Below are 18,850 nucleotides of genomic sequence, written 5' to 3'. Positions count from 1 at the left end.
ATAAAGTTTCATACAATTTTCATTTTTATCATCCAAAATTAAAAATTTGTCTTCAAAAATATATATTGGTTTTTAACAGCATAAAGAAAAAACAAAAACTGTGGCAGTTTTTGTTTCATTGTATAAACCAAATTATCAATAGTGATGGATTGAATTTTTTCTGAAATTTTCGAAAAATACGAAAGGACTTTTTTCTGGAAGTATCCAATATTTTAATACTAAGGAGGGAGAATTATGGAGGTTGTAATAGAAAGGAAACCGATCAGAAAATGGAAGAAACCCGCAAAATGGATATTAATGATTCTCATTATTTTAGTATTATTAATTGCGATAATCTTAAATTTCTACACATTAAGATCTTTGCCAAAAACGACAGGGCAAATTTATTTAACGGGAATCCATAATCCAGTAAGTATTATCCGTGATGAAAATGGTGTTCCACATATCAATGCAGATAATTTGCATGATTTGTATTATGCCCAAGGATATGTCGAAGCTCAAGATCGGCTTTTTCAAATGGACTTAAGTCGAAGACAAGCATCTGGTAGATTAAGTGAAGTTGTTGGAAGTGCAACGGTTGATCGGGATAAATTTTTCCGAACACTTGGATTAAGAAGAGCTGCCGAAGAATCTTATCAGCAGTACTCTGATGAAGGGAAAGATGTTTTAAAATGGTTTGCAGATGGTGTAAATGCCTATATGAAAGAAGCCATTTCTTTAAAACGATTGCCGGTTGAGTTTAATTTATTAAACTATCAGCCTGAAAAATGGACACCTATAGATTCATTAACAATCGGAAAATATATGGCGTTTGATTTAGGTGGTCATTGGAATGAACAAGCATTTAATTATTGGGCATTAATGAATCTTCCGGAAGATAAAGCGAAAGACTTGCTTCCAAGTTATCCAAAGGATGCCCCACTCATTATTTCTCAATTAAAAAATAGTCAAATAGATATTGGAAAAAGTTTTGCTAGCGCAATCAAGCCACCTGTATTTAATGGCAGTAATGATTGGGTTGTTAGTGGAGAGAAAAGTATCTCGGGAAAACCAATGCTTGCAGATGATCCACATTTATCTTTGGCGACACCTTCTATATGGTATCAAATGCATCTTCAAGCTGAGGACATGAATGTAAGTGGCGTTATTTTTGCTGGTATTCCTGGAATCATCCTCGGGTCAAATGAGCATATCGCCTGGGGAGTTACCAATACTGGACCAGATGTACAGGATTTATATATTGAAAAACGAAATCCGCAAAAACCTAATCAATTTCTTTATAATAACCAATGGTACGATGCTTCAGTTATTAACGAACCTATCAAGGTAAAAGGGGAGAAAACAATCCCGTATAAGGTAACGGTAACAAAGCACGGACCAGTCATTTCGGAATTTGCTTATCAGAACAAAGATAACACTGTCTTTTCTCTACAATGGACAGCTCTGGAACCATCTAAAGAATTAGAAGCGGTTTTAAATATGAATCGGGCGAAAAATTGGAATGAATTTGAAAATGCGCTTTTGGATTTTCATACTCCAGCTCAAAATTTTGTCTTTGCATCAAATGATGGAACGATCGGGTATAAAGCAAACGGCAAAATCCCGATAAGAAAAAAAGGTGACGCTCTATTTCCAGTACCAGGATGGTCAGATGAGTATGGTTGGAAAGGATATATTCCTTTTAATCAATTACCAAAAGTAGTAAATCCTGCACAAGGATTCATTTCCAGTGCAAATAATAAAGTGATAGATGACAATTATCCTTATCATATTAGTAATGTTTGGGCACAACCATTTCGTCAAATGAGAATTCAAGAAGTACTGAAATCCAAAGATAAAATTTCTATCAAAGATATGGAAACATTACAAATGGATCAAATGAATCTTTCAGCGCGTGAATTTGTTCCTGGCTTTCTGCAGGTATTAAATCAAGCATCCTTAACCGATAATGAGAAAAAAGCACTGAACGAAATGAAAAAATGGAATTATAAAGATGACAAGGATTTAGCAGCGCCATTAATTTATTATTTATGGATGCAGGAAATTCCAAATGTATTATTTGAGAAAGAAATTCCAAGTAATGTATTGAATTTATTTGAGGACGAATCACAAGCGGTGGACCAAATTTTACGAAGTGCACTATATGGGAATGAAGGGGTATGGATGAAGACAAGAGGAGGTGTCCAAACTGTATTACAAAAATCGCTTGAACATGTTCTAAAGGAATTAAAAGACAAGTATGGTGATAATCCTGCAGATTGGAAATGGGGTGATTATCATAAGCTATACTTTGCCCATCCAATATCTTCTTCATCAAGCGTTCTTGCTCTTATTTTTAATCGTGAGAAACCAATCCCAGTTGGAGGAAGTAAAGTAACAGTTCAAGCTGCTAGTAATGATGATAATGGGATTGTTGATCATGGTGCATCCTGGCGGTTTGTTATAGATACAAATGATATGTCGAAATCTTATCATATAGTTGGACCAGGTCAATCGGGTAATTTTAGAAGTAAATGGTACCATGATCAAATAAGTGATTGGGTTAATGGAAAATATCATGAAACAACATTAAATATCAAACCAAGTGATGGAAAAGTGTTAAAATTGCTTCCACTTAGTAAAAAATAATCAGATGACCGACTTGTAATGAGTCGGTTATTTTTTATGTGATACAAAAGCAACAAAGTTTAAGAAAATAACTTTATTTAAGTTTAATTTAATAATTTTTTGGTTATAATAAATAACTGTTCCAATAATAATATGATAATATGGTACGATAAAGAAGCGTTGCTTAACTAAAACGTTTAATAGTAAGTTATGCAAGGTAAAGCTAAAAGAAAGTCATTGGCAATATTTTTATAAAGGCTGTGAAATTAGTTGAGTGATCTTCAAAAACTTATCGTACTGATTGGCCCGACTGCTGTTGGTAAAACGGACTTAAGTGTTTATTTAGCAAAACATTTTAATTGTGAAATCATTAGTGGTGATTCCATGCAAATATATAGAGGTATGGATATTGGGACTGCTAAAATTACAAAAGAGGAAATGCAAGGAATTACTCACCATCTTATCGATATAAAAAATCCAGATGATCCTTTTTCTGTTGCGGAATTTCAACAACTTGTCCGTGAAAAAATAAAGGAAATACATAATAGAAATGCTATTCCGATGATTGTTGGTGGGACTGGTTTATATATTCAATCTGTCATTTATGATTACCAATTTTCCGATAATATAAGCAATGATGAATTTAGAAGCAAACTAGAAACTAGGGCAAAGGTTGAAGGGAATATGACTTTGCATAATGAATTGAAATCTATTGACCCTCAAAGTGCTGAAAAAATTCATCCAAATAATATTAGAAGGATTATTCGTGCATTGGAAATTTTTTATTGTACAGGTAAAACGGTTTCTGACTATCAAGAAAAACAAAAACCACATCTGCAATACAATGTTGCATTATTCGGTTTAACTATGGACAGGGAGAAACTATATAGCCGGATTAATAAACGTGTTGATATTATGTTAAAGACTGGCTTAATGGATGAAGTAAAAAAATTATATGAAAGTAATCTTCGTGATGTGCAATCTATTCAAGCGATAGGTTATAAGGAACTCTATGATTATTTTGATGGAAAAATAACAATTGACGAAGCAGTAGAGCAATTGAAACAAAACTCTCGAAATTATGCTAAGCGGCAGCTTACTTGGTTTCGAAACAAAATGGATGTAAAATGGTTTGATATGACAGACGAATCTGAGCGAGCAAAAAAAATAGTGGAAATTTCAAATTTTATTGCAGGAAAGCTGCAATTAAAATCGAATACATAGTATTAGAGATAGAAGAGGAGGACTAAGCATGAAACAAGCAGTTAATATTCAAGATCAATTCCTAAATCAATTACGAAAAGATGGAACTTCTGTTACGGTTTTTTTACTCAATGGATTTCAGTTAAGAGGCCAAGTTAAAGGATTTGATAATTTTACCGTTTTGTTTGAATCAGAAGGAAAACAACAACTTGTTTTTAAACATGCCATATCAACCTTTGCACCTCAAAAAAATGTCCAAATAAATTTTGAAGAAGCATAAAAAACAGTGGCGATGGGCTGGACGAATAGAAAAAGCGTAACCTAAATGGTTATGCTTTTTCTTTTTTTGTACATCCTTTTAATCCGATTTTCATAGGGAAGTAATGTTTAGCTAATAAATCGAATAGAATGAATGTAAGGCATTATTTCTTGGGAAAGCGCAAGAAATGACAAATCGATCTATGTTTTGAAAGAATAACCGAGATTTTTGTCATTTTTCGCAAGTTTGTGACTGTTGCATCCCGAAAAGTATGTTGGAGCAAATATAATTATTCGGTGCTTCAATATACAATAGGCATATGTCACAATTTATGCTTCTAAGCGTATACTGTTTTTAGAATGTGAGGTGAACGCTTTGGATCAACCAATACGTATGAAAAATAACGGACAGATAAGTATTGTACTAAATGCTCAACAAAGAGAAATACCTCAATCTAATGTCCATAGGGAAGTTGTTCCAAAGACGAATTCCGCAGAACATGAAGCACTTAAGGAAATTGAATCTGAATTAAGTGCGCTTGTCGGGATGGAAGAAATGAAAAGAATGATTAAAGAAGTGTATGCTTGGATTTATATTAATAAAAAAAGAGAATCCGCAGGGTTAAAAACTGGAAAACAAGCGCTCCACATGATGTTTAAAGGTAATCCAGGAACAGGAAAGACGACAGTCGCTAGAATCATTGGAAAACTATTTCAGAAAATGAATGTCTTATCTAAAGGGCATTTGATTGAAGCGGAGCGGGCTGATTTAGTAGGAGAATATATTGGTCACACAGCTCAAAAAACTCGAGATTTAATAAAAAAAGCAATTGGAGGCATCCTTTTTATTGACGAAGCCTATTCTCTTGGGCGTGGTGGTGAAAAGGATTTTGGAAAGGAAGCAATTGATACACTTGTTAAACATATGGAAGACAAACAGCATGAATTTATATTAATATTAGCTGGGTATTCAAATGAAATGGACTATTTTTTAAGTCTAAATCCCGGTCTTCATTCTAGATTTCCACTTGTTTTTCATTTTCCAGATTATACAGTCGAGCAACTGATGGAAATTGGAAAACGAATGCTGAATGATAAGGAATATATACTTAGTCAAGATGCGGAACGCAAATTGAAAGAGCACTTAGCCTTAATTAAAATGGTAAATCCAATTAGTTTTTCAAATGGACGCTATGTAAGAAATATTATTGAAAAATCTATACGGTCACAAGCTATGAGATTGCTTTCTGATGGAACGTATGACCGCTACGATTTAATAACATTACGTAGCAATGATTTAGTTTTTCCAGATTATTGAACAATGTAAGCTAGTCGAATTGACTAGCTATCTTTTTGTGTTTTTCTAAAACTTATGCAATATATGATATTTTTACATAAAATATTTGGTAAGATAATAAGAAAGCTAATCATTTAATGATAGAACAATTTCAGCAATAGAAGGAGCAGTAAAAAATGTTTCAAAACTTAATGAATGGAGAAAAACTCCAAGCAATCGTAGCGGAAACGGAAAAACAAATAGCATCGATACATCATCAAATAGATAAAAGTGTGGATGAGAATCAATATAGGGTCCTACAAGGCTTTCAAAATCAACGTGTGAGCGATACACACTTTATTCCTTCAACTGGATATGGATATGATGATATAGGAAGGGATACATTAGAAAAAATATATGCAGAAGTGTTCGGGGCAGAAATGGGATTAGTCCGCCCCCAAATCATTTCTGGTACCCATGCTATTTCCATCGCATTATTTGGCATCCTTCGTCCAGGTGACGAATTACTTTATATTACAGGTAGACCATATGATACGTTAGAAGAAATTGTCGGAATACGTGGAAGCGGAAATGGATCTTTAAAAGAGTTTAATATCCAATATAATAGTGTTCCTCTTATGGATAATGGAAAAGCTGACTTTTTCGCAATTGAACAAGCCATTAAACCTAATACAAAGATGATTGGCATACAAAGGTCTAAGGGATATGCAACAAGACCTTCTTTTACAATAGACGAAATTGAAGAAATGATTATTTTCTTAAAAAACATAAAACCAGATGTGGTGGTTTTTGTTGACAACTGTTATGGAGAGTTTGTAGAAACAAAGGAACCGTGCCATGTTGGGGCGGATATAATGGCTGGGTCGTTAATCAAAAATCCCGGTGGAGGAATTGCCAAAACTGGCGGATATATCGTTGGAAAAAAAGAATATATTGAATCTTGTTCCTATCGAATGACGTCCCCTGGGATTGGGGCAGAAGCTGGAGCTACATTATATAGTCTTCAGGAAATGTTTCAAGGTTTCTTTCTAGCGCCACATGTTGTAGGACAAGCTTTAAAAGGGGCAGTGTTCACTTCTGCCATACTCGAGAAATTTGGTATGAATACTCATCCTGCCTGGAACTCATACCGAACAGATTTAATTCAATCTGTTCAATTCGATGATCCAGATAAAATGATTGAATTCTGCCAGGCTATACAATTTTCTTCACCAGTCAACTCTTATGTAACACCGTATCCAAGCTATATGCCTGGTTATGAGGATGATGTTATCATGGCTGCAGGTACATTTATTCAAGGAGCAAGTATTGAACTTACTGCTGATGGACCAATTCGGCCACCATATACAGCTTATGTTCAAGGTGGATTGACGTATTCTCATGTAAAAATTGCCGTCTGTTCCGCATTAGACCGTTTGATGAACAAAGGGTTAATATAATGGATCACCGAAATGATGTTCTCAGACTGTAGACTATAATCTCCGAAAGCATTTCTAATAAAAAACCTGCGCTCGAATGTTCAAGCGCGGGTTCTTTTTATTGCATTCTTTTTATTTGTGAGAAATAGACTGGGGATGAAGATTACCGCAAGGACAATGGCGGATACTAAGAATCCGGCATGGTAACCTTTCAAACCACCCGCAATCGTTGGTTGCGCATCCTTTATGACAGTTGCTACAACGGTGGCGATAGCAGCTGAACCAAAGCTTGAACCAAGGTTTTCAATAATATTTATACCGACACCTGCTTCTGGAAGTTGTTTGCTGTCAAGTCCTGTATAAGCGTCACTCGTCAACGGAAGCATAATTCCTCCAAAACTGGTACCACGGATGAACAATACGATGGAAATCCAAATCATACTTGTTTTATCGGTGATGAAGATAAGTGGAATAGATCCGATCAGCGAAAGAACAAGGCTAGCCATAACTACGTATTTCGCACCGATCTTATCAATCATTTTTCCAATCATTGGCCGAGTAATGAGCATCCCAATTCCTTGAGGGATTAACGCAAGCGCTGCTTCAATTGCCGTGAAATGACGGAGATTTTGAAAGAACAATGGAAGTATTAACATTGGTCCCATGACGGCAATATTCGCTAAGAACAAACCGATGCTTGATGCTGTGAAGCGTTTGTGTGAAAACAAATCCATTGGAAGCACAGTTTGATTCTTTCTAATACGATTATATACTGGGTAAATTACTGCTAATACAAGACCAATGCTCACCCATAGGATTGTTTCGCTGTTGTTAAATGATGTATGATCCGCAGCTTTTGTAATTCCGTAAATCAATGCCGCACTCATTAAGGACAAATCGATAATCGCAAAAACATCGAGTTTACTATCCTTGTTGAATGGTTCAAAGTCTGGAATAGTTTTCATCATAAGTGGTGCAGCAATTAAAACGATGAACACATTGATGAAGAAAATCCAATGCCATGATGCACCTTGAACGATAAAGCCACCGATTACAGGTCCTAAGATTGGGCCGAATATCATAGGTGTACTAACGATTGCCATAACTTTCCCAATATTTTCTGGGCCAGCTGTTTTAACCAAGAGTGTTGACATGAGTGGAGTTATAATTCCAGCGCTAAATCCTTGAAGCAAACGAAAGAAGATGAAGCTGGAAATGTCCCAACTAATTCCAGTGAGAACAGAAATTACACCAAAGGCGATGACTGCTCCGACGAAGATTTTCTTTCCGTTAAATTTGTTCATTAGCCATCCAGATATTGGAACTGCAATTGCGAGGGCTAAAACATATCCTGTAATGGACCATTGAATGGTAGCTAATGTCGTATTGAAATCCTTTGTTAGTTTATCGATGGCGATGTTCACCATAGTTGAATCAAGCATTGGAGCAATTGCTCCAAGTGCAATAGCCCAGGCAGCCGTGAGAATTTCTTTTGGTAATCCTGGTTCTTTTACTTTATCTATTGACATATTAATCTCCTCTTAGAAGTAATCGTTTGTTTCCTTGTCAACAAAAAGATAACATAGTTTTGCTTCTTCGTCAACAAAATAATGACAGTAAAAAGGCAGCTCGTTCTCGATAGAGTCCGTCTGCCTGTGGTTTTATTACTTAAATTTATTCCGATTTAATTAATATCTATTCCTTGTTTCTTTATTTCTGCGTCCAAATGCCTATTATACATTTCCACGAAGCTAAGCATACTGTCGAATTGTTCTTCGGTTACTTGTTCAAATACGATTTTATCCCGTTCTTGAAACTCTTTGTGGAGTTCCTCGTGGATTGTATAAATTACTTTCCCTTGCTTGGTAAGCCTAAAATATATTTCTTTCTTGTTATCCGGTTTTTGGTAGCTTTCGATAAGGCCTTTTTTAATAAGCTTCTTAGTTAATTTACTTATGGCACCTCTAGTCATATAAAGGGACTCTGCAAGTTTTGTCACATTGGTATCTCCATTTTTTTCAATAGATTCGATACAATGTACCTCAGAAGGCTTATAACCATTGAGACTGTCTTCCATCATAGGTTTATTAAGCCAAACCATCTTGTTGTATAAGTCCCTGAAATTCATTATGAGCCGTTCTTCTTTGTTCATGGCCACTCCTCCTACCCGTTGGTGCATTATCAATATTATAAGATTTTTGTACCTATTCAACAATATTAATATAATTATTTTAGGAATTGAGCTATACGTGAAAAAGGAGAACGGAAAGCGTCTAAGCGTTCATTATACAAACGCTAGTTATCAATTGGTAATAATTGATGAAATAAACCAATCCACCAACGACAAGCGAGGCAAGTGTCAAGATATTTGCAAAAGATTGTAGACTTAAATCTACAGTCTTTTTTTATAAAAAAGCCAACAAATACAAGAATGCCAAAGAGTTTCGCCTATGACGAGTAAACATTCTACTGTTCCAAGGAACTATTTTTTAGTTTGTATCTACAGAAGAACTTGTACCGAAAGATCATCATGTCCCTAAAGTGGACAAACGAATTGATTTTGAATTTATTATACAGCACATTGAATCACTGTACTGTTAGGATGTAAAAATAGTGAAAACAATTACTTATATTTTTTCATGTTAGAAATTCTAACATCATCTTGACATATTTAATAACACAAAGTATACTCATATTATTCGATGGAGGAAGGAGAAATCAAAATGAACAAAAAAGAAATCCGTCGTTCCATGCCCATATTACCAATTAGTACAGTTATGCAATTAACTGAGCTCTCGGCGCGCCAAATTAGATATTATGAAGAACATAAATTGATCTCTCCTTCTCGAACTGATGGTAATCGCCGCCTTTATTCTTTAAATGATGTTGATTTACTTTTAGAGATTAAAGAATTTTTGGAGCAAGGAATTAATATGGCGGGAATTAAAAAAATCCTGACAATGAAAGTAACAAATGCAGAACAAGAAATAACTCAGCCATCAGATGAAAACAAAGTTAGTATTTCCGACGAACAAATTCGAAGAGTACTTCGTGAAGAAATGCTGCAAGCTGGACGATTCCAACGTACATCCACGAAACAAAATGAAGTTCCGAGATTTTATCATTAATACAACTTTGGTTTAGTGTTAGTATTACTTTTCTGAAAAAAATTAATTTTTTCCATGTAGGGGGATTGTTCACATTGTCAAAATATAGCCGTGAAGATATTATTCGTATCGCTGAAGAAGAGAACGTAAAGTTTATTCGTCTCCAATTTACAGATATTTTAGGAACAATAAAGAATGTTGAAATTCCATCAAGCCAGTTAGGAAAAGCTTTAGATAATAAAATGATGTTTGATGGTTCTTCCATAGAAGGATTTGTTCGTATCGAAGAATCAGATATGTATCTATTTCCAGATTTAAATACATGGGTAGTTTTTCCTTGGACTGCTGAAAAAGGAAAGGTTGCTCGATTAATTTGTGATATTCATAATGCGGATGGAACTCCTTTTGATGGAGATCCACGAAATAACTTAAAAAGGGTCCTTAAGGAAATGGAGGAATTAGGATTTACTGACTTCAATCTTGGACCTGAACCAGAGTTTTTCTTATTCAAATTAGATCAAAAAGGTGAGCCTACACTTGAATTAAATGATAATGGTGGTTACTTTGATCTTGCCCCCACAGATTTGGGTGAAAATTGCCGTCGTGATATCGTACTTGAATTAGAAGAAATGGGATTTGAAGTAGAAGCATCGCATCATGAAGTAGCTCCTGGGCAACATGAAATTGACTTTAAGTATGCGCACGCATTAAAAGCATGTGATGATATCCAAACATTTAAGTTGGTAGTTAAAACAATTGCTCGTAAGCATGGGCTGCATGCAACATTTATGCCTAAGCCATTATTTGGAGTAGCTGGTTCTGGAATGCATTGTAACCTATCGTTGTTCAAAAAAGGTGAAAATGCTTTCTACAATAAAAAGGGTGAACTTGGATTAAGTGATGTCGCTTATCAATTTATTGCAGGTATTATCAAGCATGCAACAAACTTTACTGCCGTAACCAATCCGACTGTTAATTCATACAAACGATTAGTTCCTGGTTATGAAGCACCTTGTTATGTAGCGTGGTCTGCACAAAATCGCAGTCCTCTTATTCGAATTCCTGCTTCTCGCGGTCTAAGTACACGCGTTGAAGTACGTAGCGTAGATCCAGCAGCAAATCCATATTTGGCTATGGCAGTGTTATTAAAATCAGGCTTAGATGGCATTAAAAATAATTTAAAAGTACCAGCTCCGGTTGATCGCAATATTTATGTGATGAATAAACAAGAGCGGGAAGAAGCTGGAATTGTAGATCTTCCATCAACACTTTATCAGGCATTAGATAATTTAAAGTCGGATGAAGTAATGGTTAGTGCGCTTGGAAAGCATATTTTGGAACATTTCCTTGAGGCGAAAGAAATTGAATGGGATATGTTTAGAACGCAAGTCCACCCTTGGGAAAGAGAACAATATTTAAACATGTATTAATAGAAGAACCCCTTGATACCAGCACTATTAAGGGGATTTTTAATTGGTTAGAAAATAAAAAGATATTTGCATATATATTTTAGAACTCTTATTTGTTTTATTTACATTTTATTGCTTTAACTACAAATACTATTTTTAAAAAGGAGTGAGATTGTGTGAAATGGAATGATGAAGCGGCTCCAAATAATAATTTACCTTCTGAGGTACTTCAATCCTCCAAGTTTGTTTCTACTAAACAAAAGGATCATGCGTTTTCGGAGGAACTCTCGGACGGAGGAGAAAGGGATAAATTTATCAAAAAACAATCCATGAAGAAGTAATGAAAGCACCTATGATGGTGCTTTTTTCTTTGGATAAAAGTTGGAAATTGGTTTAAAAAAAGGATGAGATATGAAAATAATCCAATCATTTTTAAAAATATAAATAAAATATATTAAGAGAAAAGATATTCATGAAGGTAATGGGGACGAGCATAAGATATATCATTAGAAAATCGGAGGTGGTGTAAAGTGTTTGAGGTATATGATGTTGCCATTATTCCGTTAATCCTTGGTGTGGTGGAGCTGTTTAAGAGGGCGGGATTTCCTAAAAAATATTCACCGTTCATTGCTGTAATACTCGGACTCTTATTTGGAATATTTTATTTAGGCACTAATATAAAACAAGGAATTATTGTTGGTTTAATGCTTGGTTTATCTGCAAGCGGATTATATAGCGGAACAAAAAACATGACAAAAAGTGATAAATAAGTCTACTAAAAATAATTTAACCCAAAAGGATAGGATATTCCAACCTTTTGGGTTTTTATTTAATGAATTGCTTGACGATATAGTCCAATTACTTTTCCTAAAATAGTTACATTCGGTAATATAATTGGTTCCATTGTAGAATTTTCCGGCTGTAGACGAAAATAATTCTTTTCTTTAAAAAATCTTTTAACAGTGGCTTCATCTTCTTCTGTCATAGCCACAACGATGTCACCGTTATTTGCTGTTTGCTGCTGACGGACAACCACATAATCCCCGTCTAGAATACCAGCCTCAATCATACTTTCTCCAACGATTTCTAACATAAATATATTCTCGTCAGAAGGTGCTAGATGTTCCGGTAATGGGAAATAATCTTCGACATTTTCTATCGCTGTAATTGGCATTCCAGCTGTTACTTTCCCGACAAGAGGAACATTCACAATGTTTTGCTGAGGAATCGTATCATCTAAATTAAGAACTTCTATTGCTCTTGGCTTTGTGGGATCTCTACGAATTAACCCTTTACTCTCAAGCCTTGATAGGTGACCGTGTACGGTTGAACTGGAGGCTAGTCCAACTGCCTCTCCAATTTCACGAACGGATGGTGGATAGCCTTTCATTCTTACTTCCTGTTTAATGAACTCCAAAATATCTAGCTGTCTTTTTGAAAGCTTTGTCATATATAACACCTCTACAATCGAAGATTCGACTATTTATTAATTTAATTATATCATTACCTTTTTAATTATACAAACATAAGTTCGAAAAAAATGTTGACATCAAACATGCGTTCTTATTATACTTAAAACAATAAAACGAACATATATTCGAAAAAAGGGGATATCTTATGTTGAAATTATGGAAAAATTATTCATATGCTATTATTCTAGTTATTCTTTCATTATTGCTTGGACTAACAATGATCATTCAATTAGATGACCGATCCAATTCATACGAACATATTATTGTATCTGAAGGTCAATCGTTGTGGGAAATCGCAGATACATATAGAATGGAAAATGGAATGTCACAATTAGATTTCATAAAATGGGTTCAAGATGAAAATAATTTAAGCACCACAAATATTAAAGAAGGACAGACAATTGTAATACCAATAAAAATTAAAAATAAAGTTGAAAAGGTAACACAATTAGCTTCTGAAGCAAAGTAGGTAAATTAATATGAATGCAATTATTTATTGTCGAGTTAGCACTACGAAACAATCCCAGGAAACATCTTTATCTCGCCAGGAAGAAGAGTTAATTTTGGCTGCGAAAGAATGGAACTTAAAGATTGTTAATATTATCCACGATCAAGCAAGTGGGTATGATTTAGATAGGCCGGGAGTACTAGAAATGCTTGATAATATAAAAGACAAAGAGATAGAGTCGATTATTGTGCAGGATGAAACGAGAATAGGGAGAGGAAACGCCAAGATTGCTTTACTTCATTGTCTAAAAAAAGAAAATGTGAAAGTATATTGTTTAGATAATAATGGTGAACTAGAGCTTTCAGACTCAGATTCTATGGTGTTAAATATTGTGAGTATGGTCGAAGAATACCAACGCAAATTACATAACTTGAAAATTAAACGCGGGATGAAAAGAGCGGTGGCAAATGGGTATCATCCTGAAAATAATTTGGAACGGAATGGAAATGTATTAGGCAGAGAAAGAAAGAGTATTCCAATAGAAGAGATTGCGCGATTAAGAAATAATGGACTTACATTTGCGGAAATTGCTGCCACATTGCGCGGCTTTGGTTATAATGTTTCAAAAGCAACAGTACATAGAAGGTTTCAAGAGTTTTCGCAAGAAGAAAAGCTATAGTTTAAAAGAGTCCATTCTTGATAAAGGACTCTTTTTTTAGTAACATAACTCTTATTAAAGTAGGGTTGATTTATTTTCATCCTTCTAAAAAGGAGTAAATTTATGCTTTCAAAAGAAAAAATATCAAGAATAAATGAACTTGCAAAAAAGTCTAAAGAGCAGGGGTTAACTGTTGAAGAAGCGAAAGAACAGTCTAGACTTAGAAGAGAATATTTAGAGTCTTTTCGTTCATCTATGAAAAACACGATAGAGACAGTTAGAGTTTTTGATCCAAATGGAGAAGAAGTTACACCTAAAAAATTGCGAGACCTGCAAAATAAAAAGCTACATTAAGGAATATTAATGTAAACCTTTTTTAATATATTTTTAAAAATTATATGGTAATTTATTGAGTTAATATGCTAAACATAAGATAATATGTAATTGAATGTTATTTTTTTATTAGAAAGGATGCATAATTTTGTTTGATAATACAGATCAATTATCGGTAACAACTATTCGTACACTATCAATTGATGCAATCGAAAAGGCAAATTCTGGTCACCCCGGGTTACCTATGGGTGCTGCCCCAATGGCATACACTTTATGGACTCGATTTATGAATCACAACCCTAAAAATCCAAAGTGGTTCAACCGCGATCGTTTTGTTTTATCTGCTGGTCACGGTTCTATGCTTTTATATAGCTTACTTCATCTATCCGGATATGACTTGAGTATGGATGAATTAAAAAATTTCCGTCAATGGGGAAGTAAAACTCCAGGCCACCCTGAATATGGACATACTGATGGAGTAGAAGCAACGACTGGTCCATTAGGCCAAGGTATAGCAATGGCAGTAGGGATGGCAATGGCAGAACGTCATATTGCTGGTGTTTATAATAAAGAAAATTTCGATTTAATTAATCATTTTACATATGCACTATGTGGTGATGGTGATCTAATGGAAGGTATTTCAAGTGAAGCTGCTTCATTAGCTGCACATTTGAAATTAGGTCGATTGGTAGTATTGTATGATTCTAATGACATTTCTTTAGACGGTGATTTGGATAAATCTTTCTCTGAAAGTGTGGAAGGAAGATTTAAATCTTATGGTTGGCAATATATTCGTGTAGAGGATGGCAATGACTTTGCAGAAATAGCGAAAGCTCTTGAAGAAGCAAAATCTGATGATACTCGTCCAACAATGATTGAGGTTAAGACTGTTATCGGATACGGGTCTCCAAACAAATCCGGAAAATCTGCAGTTCATGGTGCTCCTCTTGGTGCTGATGAATTAAAACTGACAAAAGACTATTATAAATGGACATTTGAAGAAGATTTCCATGTTCCATCAGAGGTTTATGACAGATTTAATGAAAAAATTGTTGATGCAGGAGCAAAAAAAGAAGAAGAATGGAATCATTTATTCGAAGGATATAAAACGAAATATCCAGAGCTTGCAACACAATTAGAACAATCGTTAAACGGTGAACTTCCTCAAGATTGGGATAAGGATATTCTAGTTTATGAAGAAGGCAAAAGCATTGCAAGCCGTGCATCAAGCGGTGAAGTTTTAAATGCCATCGCAAAAAATGTACCTACCTTTATCGGAGGGTCAGCTGACCTTGCCGGATCTAATAACACGATGATAAAAGGTGAAAAGGATTTCACACCGGATTCTTATGATGGTAGAAATATCTGGTTTGGTGTTCGTGAATTTGCAATGGGCGCAGCTATGAATGGTATGGCTCTTCATGGTGGATTACAAGTATATGGCGGAACATTCTTTGTGTTCTCTGATTATTTACGACCAGCTATTCGCCTTGCAGCGTTAATGAAATTGCCTGTCACATATGTATTTACTCATGATAGTATTGCAGTTGGTGAAGATGGGCCGACACATGAGCCAGTTGAACAATTGGCGGCTCTTCGTGCAATGCCAAATATTTCGGTAATTCGTCCGGCTGATGGCAACGAAGCAGCAGCAGCTTGGAGAATAGCATTAACATCTAAGGACAGACCTACTGCATTAGTACTTACACGTCAAGGGTTACCAACATTAAAATTAACTAGTGCAAAGGCTCAAACAGGTGTTGATAAAGGTGCGTATATTGTTTCTCCTTCTGAGAAGACAAATGCGGATGTATTGCTGCTTGCTTCTGGATCTGAAGTGAATCTTGCTGTAGCAGCTCAAAGTGAACTTCTTAAAGAAGGAATCGATGCCTCTGTAATCAGCATGCCTTCATGGGATCGCTTTGAACAACAAAGTAAAGAATATAAAGAATCAATCATTCCGAAAACTGTAAAGAAAAGATTTGCTATTGAGATGGCTTCTCCATTTGGATGGGATCGCTATACTGGAGATGAAGGAGAAATCCTTGCAATTGATGGCTTTGGCGCTTCTGCTCCAGGTGAGAAAATTTTGGAAGAATACGGATTCACTGTTGAAAATGTTGTTGGCCGTGTAAAAGCTTTACTTCAAAAATAAGAAATCAATCTAACAAAAAGCACGCATTTTATGCGTGTTTTTTGCTTAAGGAATGATTTATTTTAATAATATTTCCATTTATTAATAAACATAATAAGTGATAATTTAAGGGAATCTAAAGTAAATGACTCTTTGTATAAGAGAGGATTACTTTATGAAAAAAATATGGATATTCTTCATAATTTTTATAACCATAACACTTTTTGAGCACGATATAGTATTTTCGAAATCGACCATGAGATTCGAATTTGAAAAATCTGGTGATGCCATTTGGAATACAAGAACATCAAAAAAAATCGTTGCCTTAACCTTTGATGACGGTCCAGATCCATTATTTACTCCACAAATCTTAAAACTCCTAAAAAAGCATAATGCCAAAGCAACTTTTTTTGTAATAGGAGAGCATGTCGGAGAATACCCAGAAATTGTCCAGGAAGAAGCAAAACAAGGACATGAAATTGCAAATCATACATATAGCCATCATTTTTCATCTAATTTATCCCAAAAGCATTTAAAAAACGAGATGGAGAAAACAGAAAAAATAATCAAAGAAACGACCGGATTAAGTCCAGCTTTATTTCGTCCTATAGGGGGATATTATAATAAACGAATTATTCAAACTGCAAGGGAAGCTGGGTATCGAGTAATTATTTGGACATGGAACCAGGATTCAAGAGATTGGCAAGAGCCAGGGGCTAATAAAATAGCTGAGAATATACTTTCCGATACAATGCCAGGTGATATCATATTAATGCATGATTCTGGAGGAGACCGCAGTCAGACTGTAAAAGCACTAGAAATTATTTTACCTCAATTAAAAAAAGCTGGGTTTGAGATGGTTACGGTCTCTGAACTTCTAATGAAATCAGAATATGATGGAATACCATTTTATCCATATTAAATTATTGAAATATAATATTATACCTAGTTTTTTTATATTAATGCTTAAAAATAAATAAGGCTCTGTATTCTCCTTTTTTCGACAAAATAAATAAAATTTTCAAACAACTTTTGACAATAAATGCTTTATACTTTTTGTATAATGATAGGAAAGAAAAACTCGGGAGTGAGATTTTTCATGAGATCCTATCAAATCTATTTGATTGAGAATGAAGTAGCCGAATATTATTATGGAAGAGAAAGAATGTTCTATGACTTATTTCTCCAATACTTATATGTAAGAGGTAGTTTAAAAGATATTATAAAGAAACAAATAAAATATATAACAAAGCCTCTGCCTATATTAAATATTCATCATTTACTAAATCAATCCCTCTCAAAAAAGAGTGAATGGATATGGGATGGAAGAAAATATCTTTTTACAGGGAATAATGACGAGAAAGGCGTAGAGCTTCAGGTTGAGGAGCAGATGATCTGTTTAAATGCTTGGGGAAAATACGATTCAGAGTCAATTTTTTTAGAGGCCTTAAAAAAATACGATGGCCAATTACTTGCGATTGATATTGAAAATGAGCGTTTTGGATGGATAAAACCAATAAAAGAACGAAAATACGTTTGAAACATAACTGAAATATTGTATAATGGTTGAGGATTTAGTACACTAAAAGTTAGACAACATGAAGGAGGAAATAAACGCGATGGCTTGGTGGGGATATTTACTAATCGTTGTGGCACTACTAGCAGGAATTGCCATTGGATTTTTCATAGCACGAAAATATATGATGAACTACTTAAAGAAAAATCCACCAATTAATGAACAAATGCTTAAAATGATGATGACACAAATGGGTATGAAACCATCCCAAAAGAAAATCAATCAAATGTTGAATGCAATGAACAAGCAAATGAAATAATGAAAGTAATGTTGCTCTAAGGATGAATTTCATTTTTGAAATAAATTAATATAATTTTTTATAATTATTTTGTCCTGGAGTGAATATTTCATCATAGATTTTTCTATGGATGCTTTAACTTTCATCATGCTAGTCCGAAACCACTTTTTCTAATGGTAACTAAACCATAGGAAGGTGGTTTTTTTAGTTGTTAGAAGATGTTTTAGAAGTGTATATGTATCATTGTATAGCAAAAGGTTTTATCGCAAAGACAATTAAGAACAAAAGGCAAGAGTACAAACAATTAAATGAATATTTAATTACAAAAAGAGGTATTAGTCAACTAGAAAGTATTTCTACTTATGATTTGAAATCTTATATTTTATTGCAACAAATTGCCGGAGTACTATCTCAAAATATTGTTTCTATTTTTAAGATGATTAAGGCATTCTTTAGATGGTGTGAAAAAAGAAGGATATAAAGAAAAAATAGCGAAAAATGTAGATACACCTAAAGTCCCCAAAAAATACTTAAAGGGTTTACTCTTGAAGATATTCTAGCAATGATTAAAGCATTATCGTTTAAAACTTATTTTGAAACTCGTAACAAAAAACATTTTTTAAAGAAAGGGAAATAATAAAGTGAAGTATTTTCTACCTATAATTCTTTACGGTAGTACCTTAGTAGTTTCA

20 protein-coding genes are annotated in these 18,850 nt (G+C 34.4%); 17 read left to right on the top strand and 3 right to left on the bottom strand.

Going from position 1 to position 18,850, the window contains the following annotated elements; all coding sequences use genetic code 11:
* The first annotated feature begins 234 nt into the window (after positions 1 to 234).
* The 5 genes from AC3WJF_RS21500 (at position 235) to AC3WJF_RS21480 (ending at position 6,804) form a co-directional block, all read left to right on the top strand.
* Entirely contained in the window at positions 235 to 2,628 is a 2,394-nt protein-coding gene (locus tag AC3WJF_RS21500) for a penicillin acylase family protein (protein ID WP_492455881.1), read from the top strand.
* A gap of 249 nt (positions 2,629 to 2,877) precedes the next feature.
* A complete protein-coding gene (gene miaA / locus AC3WJF_RS21495) occupies positions 2,878 to 3,831 on the top strand; it encodes a tRNA (adenosine(37)-N6)-dimethylallyltransferase MiaA (protein WP_492455879.1) in 954 nt (317 codons plus the stop codon).
* A gap of 28 nt (positions 3,832 to 3,859) precedes the next feature.
* Complete coding sequence (hfq, locus tag AC3WJF_RS21490) at positions 3,860 to 4,090, top strand: RNA chaperone Hfq (RefSeq protein ID WP_055740326.1); 231 nt, start codon at positions 3,860 to 3,862, stop codon at positions 4,088 to 4,090.
* Positions 4,091 to 4,444: 354 nt separating this feature from the next.
* On the top strand, positions 4,445 to 5,386 hold the full coding sequence (gene spoVK / locus AC3WJF_RS21485) for a stage V sporulation protein K (protein ID WP_492455877.1): 942 nt from the start codon (positions 4,445 to 4,447) through the stop codon (positions 5,384 to 5,386).
* A 155-nt stretch (positions 5,387 to 5,541) separates the two neighbouring features.
* Positions 5,542 to 6,804: a methionine gamma-lyase family protein gene (locus tag AC3WJF_RS21480; protein WP_492455876.1), complete on the top strand. Its 1,263-nt coding sequence runs from the start codon at positions 5,542 to 5,544 to the stop codon at positions 6,802 to 6,804.
* Positions 6,805 to 6,884: 80 nt separating this feature from the next.
* Here the strand turns inward: AC3WJF_RS21480 and AC3WJF_RS21475 are convergent, their stop codons facing one another.
* Both AC3WJF_RS21475 and AC3WJF_RS21470 read right to left on the bottom strand, forming a co-directional pair.
* Positions 6,885 to 8,312, bottom strand: a complete 1,428-nt coding sequence (locus AC3WJF_RS21475; protein WP_492455875.1) for an MDR family MFS transporter — start codon at positions 8,310 to 8,312, stop codon at positions 6,885 to 6,887.
* 155 nt (positions 8,313 to 8,467) lie between these two features.
* Positions 8,468 to 8,935 carry a MarR family transcriptional regulator gene (locus AC3WJF_RS21470; protein WP_492455874.1) on the bottom strand — a complete coding sequence of 156 codons (468 nt, stop codon included), beginning with the start codon at positions 8,933 to 8,935 and terminating at the stop codon, positions 8,468 to 8,470.
* A gap of 571 nt (positions 8,936 to 9,506) precedes the next feature.
* On the opposite strand from AC3WJF_RS21470, the gene AC3WJF_RS21465 reads away from it, so the two are divergent.
* From AC3WJF_RS21465 to AC3WJF_RS21450, 4 genes are all read left to right on the top strand, one after another.
* Positions 9,507 to 9,911: a MerR family transcriptional regulator gene (locus AC3WJF_RS21465; RefSeq protein ID WP_492455872.1), complete on the top strand. Its 405-nt coding sequence runs from the start codon at positions 9,507 to 9,509 to the stop codon at positions 9,909 to 9,911.
* Between the two features lie 74 nt (positions 9,912 to 9,985).
* Positions 9,986 to 11,320: a type I glutamate--ammonia ligase gene (gene glnA / locus AC3WJF_RS21460; protein ID WP_492455870.1), complete on the top strand. Its 1,335-nt coding sequence runs from the start codon at positions 9,986 to 9,988 to the stop codon at positions 11,318 to 11,320.
* A gap of 155 nt (positions 11,321 to 11,475) precedes the next feature.
* Complete coding sequence (locus tag AC3WJF_RS21455; protein WP_492455868.1) at positions 11,476 to 11,640, top strand: hypothetical protein; 165 nt, start codon at positions 11,476 to 11,478, stop codon at positions 11,638 to 11,640.
* A gap of 189 nt (positions 11,641 to 11,829) precedes the next feature.
* Entirely contained in the window at positions 11,830 to 12,069 is a 240-nt protein-coding gene (locus AC3WJF_RS21450) for a hypothetical protein (RefSeq protein WP_492455867.1), read from the top strand.
* Positions 12,070 to 12,128: 59 nt separating this feature from the next.
* On the opposite strand, the gene lexA is transcribed toward AC3WJF_RS21450, so the two are convergent.
* Positions 12,129 to 12,749 (bottom strand): transcriptional repressor LexA, encoded by a 621-nt coding sequence (gene lexA, locus AC3WJF_RS21445; protein WP_492455866.1) that lies wholly within the window; start codon positions 12,747 to 12,749, stop codon positions 12,129 to 12,131.
* 167 nt (positions 12,750 to 12,916) lie between these two features.
* On the opposite strand from lexA, the gene yneA reads away from it, so the two are divergent.
* From yneA to AC3WJF_RS21405, 8 genes are all read left to right on the top strand, one after another.
* The gene (gene yneA, locus AC3WJF_RS21440; RefSeq protein WP_492455865.1) at positions 12,917 to 13,240 is read left to right on the top strand and encodes a cell division suppressor protein YneA; all 324 of its coding nucleotides are present in this window, start codon (positions 12,917 to 12,919) and stop codon (positions 13,238 to 13,240) included.
* A 10-nt stretch (positions 13,241 to 13,250) separates the two neighbouring features.
* Complete coding sequence (locus AC3WJF_RS21435) at positions 13,251 to 13,898, top strand: YneB family resolvase-like protein (protein WP_492455863.1); 648 nt, start codon at positions 13,251 to 13,253, stop codon at positions 13,896 to 13,898.
* Between the two features lie 102 nt (positions 13,899 to 14,000).
* Positions 14,001 to 14,231 (top strand): DUF896 domain-containing protein, encoded by a 231-nt coding sequence (locus tag AC3WJF_RS21430; protein WP_492455861.1) that lies wholly within the window; start codon positions 14,001 to 14,003, stop codon positions 14,229 to 14,231.
* A 127-nt stretch (positions 14,232 to 14,358) separates the two neighbouring features.
* Positions 14,359 to 16,365 carry a transketolase gene (gene tkt / locus AC3WJF_RS21425; RefSeq protein ID WP_492455859.1) on the top strand — a complete coding sequence of 669 codons (2,007 nt, stop codon included), beginning with the start codon at positions 14,359 to 14,361 and terminating at the stop codon, positions 16,363 to 16,365.
* Between the two features lie 154 nt (positions 16,366 to 16,519).
* The gene (locus AC3WJF_RS21420; RefSeq protein ID WP_492455857.1) at positions 16,520 to 17,266 is read left to right on the top strand and encodes a polysaccharide deacetylase family protein; all 747 of its coding nucleotides are present in this window, start codon (positions 16,520 to 16,522) and stop codon (positions 17,264 to 17,266) included.
* A 177-nt stretch (positions 17,267 to 17,443) separates the two neighbouring features.
* Entirely contained in the window at positions 17,444 to 17,884 is a 441-nt protein-coding gene (gene sirA, locus AC3WJF_RS21415) for a sporulation inhibitor of replication protein SirA (RefSeq protein WP_492455855.1), read from the top strand.
* Positions 17,885 to 17,963: 79 nt separating this feature from the next.
* Positions 17,964 to 18,179 (top strand): YneF family protein, encoded by a 216-nt coding sequence (locus AC3WJF_RS21410; protein WP_492455853.1) that lies wholly within the window; start codon positions 17,964 to 17,966, stop codon positions 18,177 to 18,179.
* Between the two features lie 187 nt (positions 18,180 to 18,366).
* A complete protein-coding gene (locus AC3WJF_RS21405) occupies positions 18,367 to 18,639 on the top strand; it encodes a hypothetical protein (RefSeq protein WP_492455851.1) in 273 nt (90 codons plus the stop codon).
* The last annotated feature ends 211 nt before the right edge of the window (positions 18,640 to 18,850 follow it).

The organism is Heyndrickxia sp. FW510-T9, assembly GCF_058781025.1.
Note: the sequence above shows the minus strand (reverse complement) of the source record. Positions and strands in the feature narration are given on the sequence as shown.

What these genes read in the sequence shown, in the direction of transcription:
- AC3WJF_RS21500 (WP_492455881.1), top strand. Translation starts at nt 235, where the DNA reads ATGGAGGTTGTAATAGAAAGGAAACCGATCAGAAAATGGAAGAAACCC.
- hfq (WP_055740326.1), top strand. Translation starts at nt 3,860, where the DNA reads ATGAAACAAGCAGTTAATATTCAAGATCAATTCCTAAATCAATTACGA.
- AC3WJF_RS21480 (WP_492455876.1), top strand. Translation starts at nt 5,542, where the DNA reads ATGTTTCAAAACTTAATGAATGGAGAAAAACTCCAAGCAATCGTAGCG.
- AC3WJF_RS21475 (WP_492455875.1), bottom strand. Translation starts at nt 8,312, where the DNA reads ATGTCAATAGATAAAGTAAAAGAACCAGGATTACCAAAAGAAATTCTC.
- AC3WJF_RS21470 (WP_492455874.1), bottom strand. Translation starts at nt 8,935, where the DNA reads ATGAACAAAGAAGAACGGCTCATAATGAATTTCAGGGACTTATACAAC.
- AC3WJF_RS21465 (WP_492455872.1), top strand. Translation starts at nt 9,507, where the DNA reads ATGAACAAAAAAGAAATCCGTCGTTCCATGCCCATATTACCAATTAGT.
- lexA (WP_492455866.1), bottom strand. Translation starts at nt 12,749, where the DNA reads ATGACAAAGCTTTCAAAAAGACAGCTAGATATTTTGGAGTTCATTAAA.
- yneA (WP_492455865.1), top strand. Translation starts at nt 12,917, where the DNA reads ATGTTGAAATTATGGAAAAATTATTCATATGCTATTATTCTAGTTATT.
- AC3WJF_RS21435 (WP_492455863.1), top strand. Translation starts at nt 13,251, where the DNA reads ATGAATGCAATTATTTATTGTCGAGTTAGCACTACGAAACAATCCCAG.
- AC3WJF_RS21430 (WP_492455861.1), top strand. Translation starts at nt 14,001, where the DNA reads ATGCTTTCAAAAGAAAAAATATCAAGAATAAATGAACTTGCAAAAAAG.
- AC3WJF_RS21420 (WP_492455857.1), top strand. Translation starts at nt 16,520, where the DNA reads ATGAAAAAAATATGGATATTCTTCATAATTTTTATAACCATAACACTT.
- sirA (WP_492455855.1), top strand. Translation starts at nt 17,444, where the DNA reads ATGAGATCCTATCAAATCTATTTGATTGAGAATGAAGTAGCCGAATAT.
- AC3WJF_RS21410 (WP_492455853.1), top strand. Translation starts at nt 17,964, where the DNA reads ATGGCTTGGTGGGGATATTTACTAATCGTTGTGGCACTACTAGCAGGA.